We start from the raw sequence: 13,382 nt of genomic DNA on the forward strand, positions 1-13,382 counted from the left end.
CTGATCCAGGAGGCCCGCGCTCAGGCCGCCACGCCGTCCCGGCGCAACGCTGCGATCTCGTCGTCCGTCATCCCCACGGCACGCAGCAGCGCCCCGGTGTGCTGTCCGAGCGCGGGCACATCCCCCATCCGTGCCTCGTCCCCGCCCGGCAGTGTGATGGGAGGAAGCAACGCCTTCAGCGGCCCGACCGGCGAACCCACCTGACGCCACCGCTCCCTGGCCGCCAACTGCGGATGCTCCGCGAGTTCGTGCACATCCCTGAGTCGCGCGCAGGCGATGCCCGCCTGCTCCAGCCGGGCCAGCGCCTCGTCCGCGCTCAGCGTGCCGAGCGCCCCGGCGACCAGCTCATCGGTCCGCTCCCGGTTGGCCACTCGCGCGGCATTCGTCGCACAGGCCGGATCCGTCCCCAGTTCCGGCCGTTCTATGACCTGCTCGGCGAGCCGTCGCCACTCCCGGTCGTTCTGCACCGACAACAGGACGCGCCCGCCGTCCGCCGTCGCATAGGCGTCGTAGGGAGCGATGACGGCATGCGCGAGCCCGGTACGGGCCGGGGGCTCACCCCCGTGCATCGCGTGGTGCAGCGGATGCCCCATCCACTCGGCCAGCGCCTCCAGCATCGACACCTCCACCGGCCCGCCCCGACCGGTCGTGCCGCGCCGCACCAGCGCGGCCAGCACCCCCGAGAAGGCGTACATGGCCGCCGCGATGTCCGCCGCCGGAATCCCCGCCTTGACGGGCTGCCCGGGCGTACCGGTCACCGACACCAGCCCCGCCTCGCACTGCACGAGCATGTCGTACGCCCGCTTGTCCGCGTACGGCCCCGAACCGCCGTACCCCGAGATGTCCACGGCGATCAGCCGTGGATGCGCCGCGCACAGCGTGGCCGCGTCGAGCCCCAGCCGGGCCGCGGCCCCCTGGGCGAGGTTCTGCACGAACACGTCAGCGTCCGCGACCAGCCGCCGTACGACGTCCAGGCCGCGCGGGTCCTTGAGGTCGAGGGCGATGGACTCCTTGCCCCGGTTGCACCACACGAAGTGCGAGGCGAGGCCTTGGGCCGCGGTGTCGTACCCACGGGCGAAGTCGCCGCCGTCGATCCGCTCCACCTTGACGACCCTGGCCCCCAGGTCGGCGAGCTGCCGGGTCGCGAAGGGCGCGGACACGGCCTGTTCGACGGCGACGACGGTGATGCCCTCCAGGGGCAGCGGGAGAAGGTCCATGGGGTGGATGATCTCCCCTGACCGGCGACTTTGTCAGCAGTGGGTCATCGCTCGCCGTGCGCGTACCGGTGCACGGCGAGAGGCAGGAACACCGCGGTCAGGGCGAGGCTCCACAGCAGCGACCCGGCGACCGGGTGCGCCACCGGCCAGGCGGAGTCCGCCGGGACCGGCGCGTTGCCGAACAGCTTCCGCAGGGCGGTGGTCACCGCGCTGATCGGGTTCCACTCGGCGAGCGTGCGCAGCCAGCCGGGCAGGTTGCCGGTGGGAATGTAGGCGTCGGACAGCAGCGGCAGCACGAAGGAGGAGGCGCCGAGCTGCCCGGCCGCGTCCTCGCTGCGGGTGAGCAGCCCCAGGAAGATCCCGGCGCAGGTGCAGGCGAACCGGAACAGCAGCAGGAGGCCCACGGCTCCGGCGGCCGCGAGCGCGGAGCCCTCGATCCGCCAGCCCACCGCGAGCCCCACCAGCAGCAGGGGCACGGTGCCGAGGGTGGTGACGACGAGGTCCGCCACCGCCTGCCCGAGCGGTACGGCGGCCCGGCTCACCGGCATCGTGCGGAAGCGGTCCATCACACCCCGGTGCGTGTCCGCGGCGGCCTGGAACATCCCGGTCATCAGCCCACCGGCGGCGGTCGCGACCAGCAGCCCCGGCACGAGGAAGGAACGGTACTCGCGGCCGGGCATCGCCAGGGCGCTGCCGAAGACGTAGCCGAAGAACAGCAGCATGTTGACCGGCATCAGCTGGGTCAGCACGGCGAGGCCGGGGTTGTTGCGGACCCGGCGCAGCTGCCGGCCCGTCATCGCCAGTCCGTCGTGGGTCAACGCGCTCATGCCACCAGCTCCTTGTCGTCGGCGGACTGCCCGGTGAGCCGCAGGAAGACGTCGTCGAGGGTCGGCGGGCGCAGACTCGCGTCGAGCAACGGCACCCCGGCCGCGTCGAGTTCGCGCACCAGGCGGGGCAGGGTCAGGGTCGGGTCGGTGGTGACCGCGCCGACGGCGTTGCGCTCACGGTCGAACGCGGGTGCGGAGCCGGTGAGCCGGTCGAGTACGGCAGCCGCGTCCGGCAGGCCGTCGGCATGCGCGACGACGGCCTCGGCGTACGACCCGATGAGCGCCTTGAGTTCGGCGGGCGACCCGGTGTGGGCGATGCTGCCCCGGTCCACCAGGGCGATGTCGTCGGCGAGTTGATCGGCCTCCTCCAGGTACTGCGTGGTGAGCAGTACCGTCGTGCCCTCGACCTTCAGCTCGCGCACCGCCTCCCAGATACGGGTGCGGCTGGCCGGGTCGAGTCCGGTGGTCGGCTCGTCGAGGAAGAGCACGTCGGGCCGGCGGATCAGGCTCGCCGCGAGGTCCAGCCGGCGCCGCATGCCGCCCGAGTAGGTGGACGCCCTGCGGTCCGCGGCCGCGGCCAGCCCGAACCGCTCCAGCAGCTCGTCGGCGCGGCCGGCCGGGCCCCGCACCCGGTGCAGCCGCGCGAACAGCCGCAGGTTCTGCCGGCCGGTGAGGTCCCCGTCGACCGAGGCGTACTGCCCGGTGACCCCGATCCGGCGCCGTACCGCGGCCGGGTCCCGTACGAGGTCGTGCCCGGCGACCCGCGCAGCCCGCGTCGGGCCGCAGCAGCGTGGTCAGCAGCCGCACCGCCGTCGTCTTCCCCGCGCCGTTCGGGCCCAGCAGCCCGCACACCGTCCCCTGCCCCACGGCAAGGTCGAGCCCCCGCAGGGCGTGCACGGCGCCGAAGCGCTTCTGCAACCCCTCGCTAAGTACAGCGTACGTAGTAGTCATGCCGCGACCATAGCGCACTACGTACGTCGTACGTAACTACGATGGTGGGCGAGGTGATGATCGATGGCAGTCCGAGGGGCCGTCCCCGAGGTGATCTGGGCGCGCCCCGAGCGCACGGGCCGGGGCCCGAAGCCGGCGTACACGCGCGACGACATCGCGGCGGCGGCCGTCCGGATCGCCGACGCGCAGGGGCTCGACGCGGTGTCCATGCGGCACGTCGCGGCCGAGCTGGGCTGCGGCACCATGTCGCTGTACAACTACGTCCCCCGCAAGGAGGACCTGTACGAGCTGATGATGGACGCCGTGAGTGCGGAACACGTCCCGTGGGAGCCCAGCGGTGACTGGCGGGCGGATCTGCTCCGGGTGGCGCACGAGACGCGCGCGCTGATGCACCGCCACCCGTGGGTGCCGCGCCTGATGTCCCCGGTCTACGGCTTCAGCCCGCAGGCTCTCCGCTATCTGGAGCACTGCCTGGCGTGCCTGGACCCGCTGGAGGTGTCCAACGGCACCAAATTCGAACTGATCGCGATGCTGAACGGTGTGGTGACCACCTACGTCCGCAACGAGTTCGACACGGCTGAGCGGGTACGTGCGCTGCCCTGGTCGGAGGACGAGGAGAACGCGGCGCGCTCTGCGTACCTGGGCGGCCGGCTCGCCTCCGGCGCGTATCCGAGGATGGCCGCGGCGTTCAGTGAGGATCCGGGGCCTGTTGATCTGGAGGCGGTCTTCCAGCGGGCGTTGGAGCGGGTGCTGGATGGCTTCGATCCGGAGCGTGGAACCCCGTGAACGGGAAGCGGGCGAAGTGCCAACTCGCCCTGATCGACAGCTCGACTTCGCCAAGGACGGCCTGGACAGCAGCTTCACCCTGCTGGACCGGGACGCGGCGGGGCGGATCACGGTCGCCGGCGGACTCTGGGCCGGGACTCCCTGGCCCGACGGGCTGCTCGACGCCGAGCCGGGGCGCATCGGCGAGCTGGAGGCCCCGATCGTCAGCCCGCGGGCCCAGATCGAGATCAAGCGCATGATGCCCGTCTGGGATCCGTCGCGGCCCCGCCGGACGAAGGACGTCGAGGACGTCGCACGGCTGCGGGCCGCCCTGGACAGTCGGCGCTAGAGCAGCGCGAACTGGCCCTCCGGGCCCTCCTCGTGGTGGTCGAGGACCGAGGCGGGGCGGTGGGACGAGTCCGGTACCGGGAGGATGGCCGCCTTGTGGAGGTCGGTCGCGGTGATCGTCGAGATTGGCTTCAAGTCGGCCCGCTGTGGGCGGAGTTCCGCCAGCAGGGCCAGGACCGTGATCAGTTCGAGGAGTTCGGAGGTCCAGGGCTGGGGCCAGGTGGTCGGCCGGATGGCGGCCAGAGTGCCCGGCTCGGCCGGCGCCGTGCGGGTGGCGAACCAGGTCTCCAGGACGCGGACTCCGGACACCTCGTAGTCCCAGGCCTCCGGTGGGACCGGGGAGATGCGGCCCTCGTCCAGGTGGAGCGTCTCCTCGCCGCGGTCGTAGTCGAGGGTGAGGGGGCGGCTGGGGAGGGGCGCGCGGACGTACGGGCGGCGGCCGCCGGGGAGCTTGGGGCGGTCGCCGTCGCGGCGCATCAGCCACAGCATGCGGTGGCCCAGCCGGACGCCGCTGGACCAGAGTCCGGTGTCCTCGGTGAGCGGCACGGTGAGGTCGGGGCGGATCGTCGCCAGGATCCAGGCCAGTGCGTCCGGTGGGGCGGGGCGTGTGCCGAGGCGGGCGGAGAGGTGGTCCAGCAGGCCCGGTGCCAGGTTCGGTTCCGTGCCGCCCGGGCGGCGGTAGAGCGGGCGGATACGGCCGGTGCGGAGGGTGGGGAGGAGGGACGTCGCCAGCAGCGGTGTGTGCTCGGTCGTCTCCGCGCCTGTCTCCACCATGAACACCTGGTGCTCGTCCGCCACCCGCCACAACTCCGGACGGGCCGTGTCGATCAGCCGGTGGTCCGGGATCAGCCACTGCTCGTCGAAGGGTGCCGCCAGGACCCGTACCGGCTCGGCGCAGGGGCCCTCGGCGCGCGCCAGCCGCTCCGTGCCGGTGGACTGGCCGGGCAGCTGCCCGACCGCGGACTGCGGGGTGCGGGAGCGGGTCGGCTCGAACAGGGTCTCCCGGTCCGGCCCTTCGGACCCCAGCAGGGCGTCCCAGCGGGCCTTCAGGGAAGCCGCGTCGGGTCCCGTGGGCCAGGCGCGGCCCGGCCGCAGCGGTGCGACGGACCACGGCATGAGGTCCGCGAGCAGCGGAGCGTCGTCGTGCGTCACGCTGGGCATGGTACGGCCTGCTTCCGCGCGCCGGGTCAGGTGGCGTCCAGGGTCACCGTGAAGGAGAAGCGGTCGCCCCGGTAGTGGATGACCGCCACGTCCAGGACCCGGCCGTCGGCGTCGTACGTCACGCCCGTGTAGTGCAGGATCGGGCTGAGCAGCGGCACCTCGAGCAGGCGGGCGGTCTCCGGGTCGGCGAGCCTGGCCTCCACGGTGTCCGTGATGCGGCTGATGTCCGCCCCGACGACGTCCCGCAGCACCTTCGTCATCGGCCAGCGGACCAGGTCGTCCAGGTCGATGCGCGCGGCCAGTTCGGGGCGTACGTGGTTGAGGGCGTGGTTGGTCGGCTCGCCGGTCTTCTCGTCGCTGCGCAGGCGGTGGTACGTCGCCACCTCCGTGAGATCCGGGAAGTGCTCGGCGAGATCGGCCGGCACGGGGATGCTGCCGTGGTCCAGCAGTTCGGTCGTCATACCGGACTGCTGGGCCACGATCGCGTCCACCGAGCCGAGGAGCCGCACCGGGGCACCGCGTCGGACATCCGGCTCGATGAACGTGCCGCGCCGCCGGTGCCGGCTGATCAGCCCCTCGTCCTCCAGCTCCTTCAGCGCCTGCCGCATGGTCAGCACGCTGACCCCGTAGTGCTCGGCCAGCTGCTCCTCGGTGGGCAGGCGCAGCGGGTCCCGTGGCGAGCGGCCGAGTATCGAGGCGCGCAACGACTGCGACACCTGGTACCACAGCGGCAGCTTGCGGTTCAGGACGATCGAATCCGGAGCGAAGGAGGTCACATGGCTATCCGTACCTGTTGAGGAACGTTCGGTGCAACGCAGGCGTCACAGCGCGCGGAAGTGACGCTCGAGTCCCTGCCACACGTCGTCGTACCGCTGCTGGAGGTGGTCCGCCTCGGCCGCGTGCGGGGTGAGCGTCACCGGCCAGCGCGTCTCGAACATGAACGCCAGCCCGTCGTCGATCTTCTGCGGCTGCAGTTCGGCGGCGCTCGCCTTGTCGAAGGTCTCCCGGTCCGGGCCGTGCGCGGACATCATGTTGTGCAGCGAGCCGCCGCCCGGCACGAAGCCCTCCGCCTTGGCGTCGTAGGCGCCCTCGACGAGGCCCATGTACTCGCTCATCACGTTCCGGTGGAAGTACGGCGGCCGGAAGGTGTCCTCGCCCACCAGCCAGCGGGGCGCGAAGACCACGAAGTCGACGCCGGCCAGGCCCGGGGTGTCCGACGGGGAGGTCAGGACCGTGAAGATGGAGGGGTCCGGGTGGTCGTACGAGATGGTGCCGATCACATTGAAACGGCGCAGGTCGTAGACGTAGGGCACATGGTTGCCGTGCCAGGCGACCACGTCGAGGGGCGAGTGGTCGTACGTCGCCGTCCAGAGGTTGCCGCAGAACTTGTTCACCACCTCCACCGGGCCCTCCACGTCCTCGTACGCGGCGACCGGCGCCCGGAAGTCCCGGGCGTTGGCGAGTCCGTTGGCGCCGATGGGTCCGAGGTCGGGGAGCTGGAAGGGCGCCCCATAGTTCTCGCACACATAGCCCCGCGCAGTCGGGCTCTGCCCGCCATTCGATGCAGTGTCCAGCAGCTCCACACGGAAGCGCACCCCACGCGGAATCAGCGCCACATGGGCCGGTTCCACATGAAGCCTGCCGAACTCGGTGTGCAGCAGCAGCCCGCCGCGCTCCGGCACGATCAGCAGCTCCCCGTCGGCGTCGGAGAAGACCCGCTCCATCGAGGAGTTGGCGTGGTACAGGTGCACGGCGATGCCGGTGCGCTGGCTCGCGTCGCCGTTGCCGCCCAGGGTCCACAGGCCCGCCAGGAAGTCCGTGCCGGCCGGCGGCTCGGGCAGCGGGTCCCAGCGCAGCCGGTTGGGGTCGGGCACGGTCTCGGTGAAGGGAGCGGTACGGATCGCGCCGTTGCCGGTCCGGGTGAACGCCGGGTGCGCGGCCGAGGGGCGGATGCGGTACAGCCAGGAGCGGCGGTTGTGTGCCCGCGGCTCGGTGAAGGCCGAACCGCTCAGCTGCTCCGCGTACAGGCCGAGCGGCGCGCGCTGCGGCGAGTTGCGGCCCTCGGGCAGGGCGCCCGGCACCGCCTCCGAGGCATGTTCGTTGCCGAACCCGGACAGATACGACAGTCCCTCGGCGGTCTTCCGTGCGTCCCCGCTCATGATCGCTCCCTTGCGCTCCTCATTCCTATGTAACACCGTAGGAATGAGTGCGAGCGGGCGCAAGAGGGCTTCGTGTCGTCCTCCCTCCGGGGTAGGACCGGAACCAGACTTCAGAGGGATTCGGGTGGCGGAGCGTTGTTCTAATCTCCCCGGCATGTCGTGGACGTCGTGGAGGCGCAGAACCCTGGCCGCGCTCGCGGTCTGCGCCCTGCTGTTGCTCGGGGCGCAGGGCTGCGGGACCGGTGAGGCGCACGGGGGCGCCGGTGCCGTCTCGCCCTCGCCGGTGGGCAAGGTCCTGGACGACACGGACGGGACCGGCCGGCATCTGCGCGAGGTCGACAAGAAGGGCGCGCCCGAGGTCGGCGTCGAGGTGACCCCGGACGCCGCCGGCGGCTGGGACGTGCGGCTGCGGCTGCGCCACTTCCGCTTCTCCCCGGCCGGCACGCGGTCGAAGGCGGTCCCCGGGCGCGGGCTCGCGTCCCTCTTCGTCGACGGCCGTCCGGTGACCCGCCTGCGCACGGCCGGGTACCACCTGGCACCCCGTCTGGTCCCGCACGGCACCCACCACGTCACCGCCCGCCTGTACGCCGACGACGGCACGGTGTGGGCCGTGCGCGGCAAGCCGGTCCAGAGCACCGCCGACATCACGGCGTCCGGCGCGGAGACGGCGGCGACCCCCTGATGAGTGCGGGTGCCACCCCGATGAGTGCAACAAGCACCCGTTTCCGTACTGGGGGGCGAGGTTCACCAGACCCCGGCGGAAAGGCATCATGAAGTCCGTGCCCCACGCGACATCGCTTCGTCGCGCGCCTGTCCAGCGGCGCAGCGCCGAACGGCTGACCAGGATCCTGGACGCCTGCGCCGACCTCCTCGACGAGGTCGGCTACGACGCGCTGACCACCCGCGCGGTGGCCCTGCGTGCCGGAGTGCCCATCGGCTCGGTCTACCGCTTCTTCGGCAACAAGCGGCAGATGGCCGACGCCCTCGCCCAGCGCAACCTGGAGCGGTACACCGACCGCGTCACCCAGCGGCTCGAGGAGGCGCAGCGGGGCGACTGGCGGGGCGCCATGGACGCCGTACTGGACGAGTACCTGAGCATGAAGCGCACCGCGCCAGGGTTCTCCCTCGTGGACTTCGGCAACCAGATCCCGGTCGGCGCCCGCCAGGGCGAGCCCAACACCCGGGTCGCCGACCGCCTCACCGACCTGCTCTCCGGCTACCTCGGCCGCACCCCCGACGACGAGCTGCGACGCGTCTTCCTGGTCGCCGTGGAGAGCGCTGACACCCTCGTGCAGCTGGCCTTCCGGATCGACCCCCAGGGCGACGAGGCGATCATCCACGAGACGCGGGAGCTGCTGCGGGCGTACCTGGGGCGTGTGCTCGACTGAGCCTGCGCAGGCATGTCGGCGGCCTGGGGTCTGTCGTCGAATTCCCGTCTGCCTCGCGACGACAGGCCCTAGGGGCTCCCTTCCATGCCTACCGGTCGGTATGCTCGCCCGAGCCCGCCTGTGCCCGAGTGGCACGGCCGCCGCCGACCCTCCGGGAGGACCCGTGTCCCGCACCGCCCTGCGAATCTGCCCCCTGTGCGAGGCGACCTGCGGGCTGACCCTCACCATCGAGGGCAGCCGAGTCACCGGCGCCCGCGGCGACCGCGAGGACGTCTTCAGCAAGGGGTTCATCTGCCCCAAGGGCGCCTCCTTCGGCGCCGTCGACGGCGACCCCGACCGGCTGCGCACCCCGCTCGTCCGCGAGGACGGCACCCTGCGCGAGGCCACCTGGGAGGAGGCCTTCGACGCGGTCGCCGCGGGCCTGCGCCCGGTCGTGGAGCGGTACGGCCCCGACGCCCTCGGAGTCGTCCTCGGCAACCCCAACGTGCACACCATGGCCGGCGCCCTCTACCCGCCGGTCCTCCTCGGCGCGCTGCGCACCCGCAGCCTGTTCACCGCCTCCACGGTCGACCAGATGCCCAAGCACGTCTCCAGCGGGCTGCTCTTCGGCGACGCCAACGCCATCCCGGTGCCGGACCTCGACCACACCGACCACCTGCTCCTCATCGGCGCCAACCCCCTGGAGTCCAACGGGAGTCTGTGCACCGCCCCCGACTTCCCCGGCAAGCTCAGGGCCCTCAAGGCCCGCGGCGGCAGGCTCACCGTCGTGGACCCGCGGCGCACCCGGACCGCGAAGCTCGCCGACCGGCACGTCGCCATCCGGCCCGGCGCCGACGCCCTGCTGCTCGCCGCGATGGCCAACGTACTGTTCGAGGAGGACCTGACCGACCTCGGGGACCTCGCCCCGCATGTCCAGGGGCTGCCCGAACTCCGCGACTCCCTGCGGGAGTTCACCCCCGAGGCCGTCGCCGAGGCGTGCGACGTCGACCCCGGCCTCATCCGCACCCTCGCCCGCGAACTCGCCGCCGCCCCCACCGCCGCCGTCTACGCCCGCATCGGCAGCTGCACCGTCCCGCACGGCACCCTTGCGAGCTGGCTGGTCGACGTCCTCAACATCCTCACCGGCAACCTGGACCGGCCGGGTGGCGCCCTGTTCCCGCAGGCCGCCACCGACAAGACGCCCCGCCCGGCGGGCCCCGGACGCGGCTTCGCGCTCGGCCGCTGGCACTCCCGGGTACGGCAACTTCCGGAGGCCAAGGGGGAGTTGCCGCTCTCGGCGCTCGCCGAGGAGATCGACACCGCCACCGAGGCGGGCGAGCCCGTGCGCGCGCTCGTCGTGGTCGCGGCCAACCCGGTGCTGTCCGCCCCCGACGGCCGACGCCTCGACAAGGCCCTGGACTCGCTGGACTTCATGGTCAGCGTCGACCCCTACCTCAACGAGACCTCCCGCCACGCCGACGTCGTGCTGCCCCCGCCGCCGCCCGCGCAGAGCCCGCACCACGACTTCGCCTTCAACACCCTCGCCGTCCGCAACCAGGTCCGCTACAGCCGCCCGGCCGTGCCCCTCGAACCCGGCCGCATGGCCGAGACCGAGATCCTCGCCCGGCTGACCCTGGCCGCGATCGGCATGCACGGCGCCGACCCGGGCGCGGTGGACGCGATGGTGGTCGAGCAGACCCTCGGCAAGGCCGTCCAGGAGCCGCACTCCCCGGTGCACGGCCGCGACCCGAAGGAACTCGCCGCACAGCTCACCGGGGACACCGGCCCCGAGCGCCGGCTCGACCTGATGCTGCGCCTCGGCCCCTACGGCGACGGCTTCGGCGTACGGCCCGACGGGCTGAACCTGGACCGGCTGCTCGCCCACCCGCACGGCATCGACCTCGGCCCGCTGCGGCCCCGGCTGCCGCAGCCGCTGAAGACCGCGAGCGGCAAGGTCGAGCTGTTGCCCGAGCCGATCGCCGGCGACCTGCCCCGGCTCCGGGCGGCCCTGCGCGAGCGCCCCGCGGGGCTCGTCCTCGTCGGCCGCCGCCATCTGCGCTCCAACAACAGCTGGATGCACAACGTGCCCGCCCTCACCGGCGGCAGCAACCGCTGCACCCTCCACATCCACCCCGACGACGCGGAGCGCCTGGGCGTGCGGGACGGGGCGGACGTACGTGTGAAGGGGGCCGGGGGAGAGGTGGTCGCCCCCGCCGAGGTCACCGACGGCGTCCGGCCGGGCGTGGTGAGCCTGCCGCACGGCTGGGGGCACGACCGTCCCGGGACCCGGATGAGCCACGCGGTCCGGGAGCCCGGTGTCAACGTCAACCAGCTCCTCGACGGCAGCCTGCTCGACCCGCTGTCGGGCAACGCGGTCCTCAACGGAGTGCCCGTCGAAGTCGCCGCACAGCTGTGACCTGGAGTTTTGCGCTTATTGCTCGCCTGTCAACGTCTTGTTAACGCCGTTTGACGCGACCTAACGTCATCGCACCGCCGGCCCCAGGTGGGATGTTCAAGGGCGAACGTTAGGTATCCACTCATGCTGACCATCCTCGGCTTCGCCATGATCGCGACCTTCCTGGTCCTGATCATGCTGAAGAAGATGTCGCCGATCGCGGCGCTCGTGCTGATCCCGGCACTGTTCTGCGTCCTCGTCGGTAAGGGCGCCAAGCTCGGCGACTACGTCATCGACGGCGTCACCGGCCTCGCCCCCACCGCGGCGATGCTCATGTTCGCGATCGTCTACTTCGGTGTGATGATCGACGTCGGCCTCTTCGACCCGATCGTCCGGGCGATCCTGAGGTTCTGCAAGGCCGATCCGCTGCGGATCGTCGTCGGAACGGCCGTCCTCGCCGCGATCGTGTCGCTCGACGGCGACGGCTCGACCACCTTCATGATCACGGTCTCGGCGATGTACCCGCTGTACAAGCGCCTGAAGATGAGCCTGGTCGTGATGACCGGTGTGGCCGCCATGGCCAACGGCGTGATGAACACGCTGCCGTGGGGCGGTCCGACCGCCCGGGCCGCGACCGCGCTGAAGCTGGACGCCAGTGACATCTTCGTGCCGATGATCCCGGCGCTCGCCATGGGCCTGCTGTTCGTCCTCGCCCTCGCCTACGTCCTCGGCCGCCGCGAGCGGGGGCGGCTCGGCGTGCTGACGCTGGACGAGGTGCTGGTGGAGGAGACCCGGACGGAGACCGTGCTGGTCGGTGCCGGTACCGGCAGGGGCGCCCGGAGCACCGGTGGCTCCGGCACCGGCGCGGACCTGCCCGACGAGCCCGAGGACGAGGGCTTCCAGGGCCTCGACCCGAACCGCGCCACCCTGCGCCCCAGGCTCTACTGGTTCAACGCGCTGCTCACGGTCGCCCTGCTCACCGCCATGATCATGGAGTGGCTGCCGATCCCGGTGCTCTTCCTGCTCGGTGCCGCGCTCGCGCTGACCGTCAACTTCCCGCACATGCCGGACCAGAGGGCCCGCCTGGCCGCGCACGCCGACAACGTCCTCAACGTCTCCGGCATGGTCTTCGCGGCCGCCGTCTTCACCGGCGTCCTGCAGGGCACCGGCATGGTCGACCACATGGCCAAGTGGCTGGTGGAGAACATCCCCGACGGCATGGGTCCGCACATGGCCTTCGTCACCGGCGTGCTGAGCATCCCGCTCACGTACTTCATGTCCAACGACGGCTTCTACTTCGGCATCCTGCCGGTGCTCGCCGAGGCCGGACAGGCGCACGGCGTCTCCTCCCTCGAGATCGCCCGCGCCTCGCTCGTCGGCCAGCCGCTGCACATGTCCAGCCCGCTCGTCCCGGCCGTGTACGTCCTCGTCGGCATGGCCAAGGTCGAGTTCGGCGACCACACCAGGTTCGTCGTGAAGTGGGCCGCCCTGACATCCCTCGTGGTGCTCGGGGCGGGGATCGTCTTCGGCATCATCTGATCTCTCACGACGAGCGGGCCCCGATCTCCGGCGGCTGCGTCCTGAGCGGAGCCGTCAACTCCCCGTGGGCCATGGCCCTGTGGAGCGGAGTGACGGGGCTCGGCCACCTCTGCTTCGTGATCGGTGCCCAGTCCCTGGTGGCCCGCCAGTGCGCGCCTCACGAACAGGACCGCAACTCAGGGCACTTCACCATCGGCGCCGCCCTCGGCCGGATGGCCGCGGGCACGTTCACCGCCCGACGTCGCCTGTGCGCCGGGGTGGCCCTGCCCGTGCCGGTGTGGGCGCTCGGCCTCATGCTCACCGTCCTCGGGTTCTGCCTCGGCGTCGGGCAGCCGCTGTCCATGACCACGGTCGTCCAGGCCGCCCCCGAGGGTGCCCGCTCCACCGCGCTCGCGCTGCGGCTGACCGGCAACCGGCTCGGCCAGGCCGCCGCACCGGCCACCGCGGGCCTGGTCGCGGGCGTGGCGGGGGTGGCCGCGCCGTTCGTGATGCCCGGGGCGTTGCTGCTGCTGCTGCTGTCGTCGGGGGTGGCGCTGCGGTCACCCGGGCGACCGAAGGGCCGGGACGTGCGGCGGGGGAGCGGCCCAGGCGCTCGGTATTGCGCCGCACGAGCGATATCTGACGACGCGCCGGGCGCCGATGCCGCGGGTCGC

At 72.2% G+C, this 13,382-nt stretch carries 11 protein-coding genes and 2 pseudogenes; 7 read left to right on the top strand and 6 right to left on the bottom strand.

The annotated features are described in order from the left end of the window. Positions 1-20: 20 nt before the first annotated feature. The 3 genes and pseudogenes from ACWC5O_RS19585 to ACWC5O_RS19595 form a co-directional block, all read right to left on the bottom strand. Positions 21-1,217 (bottom strand): CaiB/BaiF CoA transferase family protein, encoded by a 1,197-nt coding sequence (locus ACWC5O_RS19585; protein ID WP_450584505.1) that lies wholly within the window; start codon positions 1,215-1,217, stop codon positions 21-23. 44 nt (positions 1,218-1,261) lie between these two features. Next, on the bottom strand, positions 1,262-2,044 hold the full coding sequence (locus ACWC5O_RS19590; protein ID WP_450584503.1) for an ABC transporter permease: 783 nt from the start codon (positions 2,042-2,044) through the stop codon (positions 1,262-1,264). After that, positions 2,041-2,995: pseudogene (locus tag ACWC5O_RS19595) on the bottom strand (ATP-binding cassette domain-containing protein). Before ACWC5O_RS19595 ends, ACWC5O_RS19590 begins: the two are co-directional and overlap by 4 nt. A gap of 63 nt (positions 2,996-3,058) precedes the next feature. On the opposite strand from ACWC5O_RS19595, the gene ACWC5O_RS19600 reads away from it, so the two are divergent. Together ACWC5O_RS19600 and ACWC5O_RS19605 are read left to right on the top strand one after the other, a co-directional pair. Further along, on the top strand, positions 3,059-3,781 hold the full coding sequence (locus tag ACWC5O_RS19600) for a TetR/AcrR family transcriptional regulator C-terminal domain-containing protein (protein ID WP_450584502.1): 723 nt from the start codon (positions 3,059-3,061) through the stop codon (positions 3,779-3,781). 16 nt (positions 3,782-3,797) lie between these two features. Next, entirely contained in the window at positions 3,798-4,109 is a 312-nt protein-coding gene (locus tag ACWC5O_RS19605; protein ID WP_450584500.1) for a hypothetical protein, read from the top strand. On the opposite strand, the gene ACWC5O_RS19610 is transcribed toward ACWC5O_RS19605, so the two are convergent. The 3 genes from ACWC5O_RS19610 to hmgA are packed head-to-tail and all read right to left on the bottom strand — an operon-like array spanning position 4,106 to position 7,428. Next, positions 4,106-5,269 (bottom strand): type ISP restriction/modification enzyme, encoded by a 1,164-nt coding sequence (locus ACWC5O_RS19610; RefSeq protein ID WP_450584499.1) that lies wholly within the window; start codon positions 5,267-5,269, stop codon positions 4,106-4,108. The genes ACWC5O_RS19605 and ACWC5O_RS19610 overlap by 4 nt on opposite strands. A 26-nt stretch (positions 5,270-5,295) precedes the next feature. After that, positions 5,296-6,045, bottom strand: a complete 750-nt coding sequence (locus tag ACWC5O_RS19615) for a GntR family transcriptional regulator (RefSeq protein WP_450584497.1) — start codon at positions 6,043-6,045, stop codon at positions 5,296-5,298. 45 nt (positions 6,046-6,090) lie between these two features. Beyond that, positions 6,091-7,428: a homogentisate 1,2-dioxygenase gene (gene hmgA / locus ACWC5O_RS19620; protein WP_450584495.1), complete on the bottom strand. Its 1,338-nt coding sequence runs from the start codon at positions 7,426-7,428 to the stop codon at positions 6,091-6,093. Between the two features lie 154 nt (positions 7,429-7,582). On the opposite strand from hmgA, the gene ACWC5O_RS19625 reads away from it, so the two are divergent. The 5 genes and pseudogenes from ACWC5O_RS19625 to ACWC5O_RS19645 all read left to right on the top strand — a co-directional run. Next, on the top strand, positions 7,583-8,110 hold the full coding sequence (locus ACWC5O_RS19625; RefSeq protein WP_450584494.1) for a hypothetical protein: 528 nt from the start codon (positions 7,583-7,585) through the stop codon (positions 8,108-8,110). Between the two features lie 88 nt (positions 8,111-8,198). After that, positions 8,199-8,816: a TetR family transcriptional regulator gene (locus ACWC5O_RS19630; RefSeq protein WP_450584492.1), complete on the top strand. Its 618-nt coding sequence runs from the start codon at positions 8,199-8,201 to the stop codon at positions 8,814-8,816. Positions 8,817-8,979: 163 nt separating this feature from the next. Next, on the top strand, positions 8,980-11,211 hold the full coding sequence (locus tag ACWC5O_RS19635) for a molybdopterin oxidoreductase family protein (RefSeq protein WP_450584491.1): 2,232 nt from the start codon (positions 8,980-8,982) through the stop codon (positions 11,209-11,211). A gap of 123 nt (positions 11,212-11,334) precedes the next feature. After that, on the top strand, positions 11,335-12,729 hold the full coding sequence (locus tag ACWC5O_RS19640) for a CitMHS family transporter (protein ID WP_450584489.1): 1,395 nt from the start codon (positions 11,335-11,337) through the stop codon (positions 12,727-12,729). Between the two features lie 23 nt (positions 12,730-12,752). Continuing rightward, positions 12,753-13,351 (top strand): annotated as a pseudogene (locus tag ACWC5O_RS19645) (MFS transporter); the annotation flags it as partial. Positions 13,352-13,382 lie beyond the last annotated feature (31 nt).

The sequence above is a fragment of the Streptomyces sp. NPDC001450 genome (assembly GCF_053597295.1).

Bases quoted from the DNA above. Each gene is read 5' to 3' on its own strand.
- ACWC5O_RS19625 (WP_450584494.1), top strand. From the start codon at position 7,583: ATGTCGTGGACGTCGTGGAGGCGCAGAACCCTGGCCGCGCTCGCGGTC.
- ACWC5O_RS19630 (WP_450584492.1), top strand. From the start codon at position 8,199: ATGAAGTCCGTGCCCCACGCGACATCGCTTCGTCGCGCGCCTGTCCAG.
- ACWC5O_RS19590 (WP_450584503.1), bottom strand. From the start codon at position 2,044: ATGAGCGCGTTGACCCACGACGGACTGGCGATGACGGGCCGGCAGCTG.
- ACWC5O_RS19640 (WP_450584489.1), top strand. From the start codon at position 11,335: ATGCTGACCATCCTCGGCTTCGCCATGATCGCGACCTTCCTGGTCCTG.
- ACWC5O_RS19610 (WP_450584499.1), bottom strand. From the start codon at position 5,269: ATGCCCAGCGTGACGCACGACGACGCTCCGCTGCTCGCGGACCTCATG.
- ACWC5O_RS19585 (WP_450584505.1), bottom strand. From the start codon at position 1,217: ATGGACCTTCTCCCGCTGCCCCTGGAGGGCATCACCGTCGTCGCCGTC.
- hmgA (WP_450584495.1), bottom strand. From the start codon at position 7,428: ATGAGCGGGGACGCACGGAAGACCGCCGAGGGACTGTCGTATCTGTCC.
- ACWC5O_RS19600 (WP_450584502.1), top strand. From the start codon at position 3,059: ATGGCAGTCCGAGGGGCCGTCCCCGAGGTGATCTGGGCGCGCCCCGAG.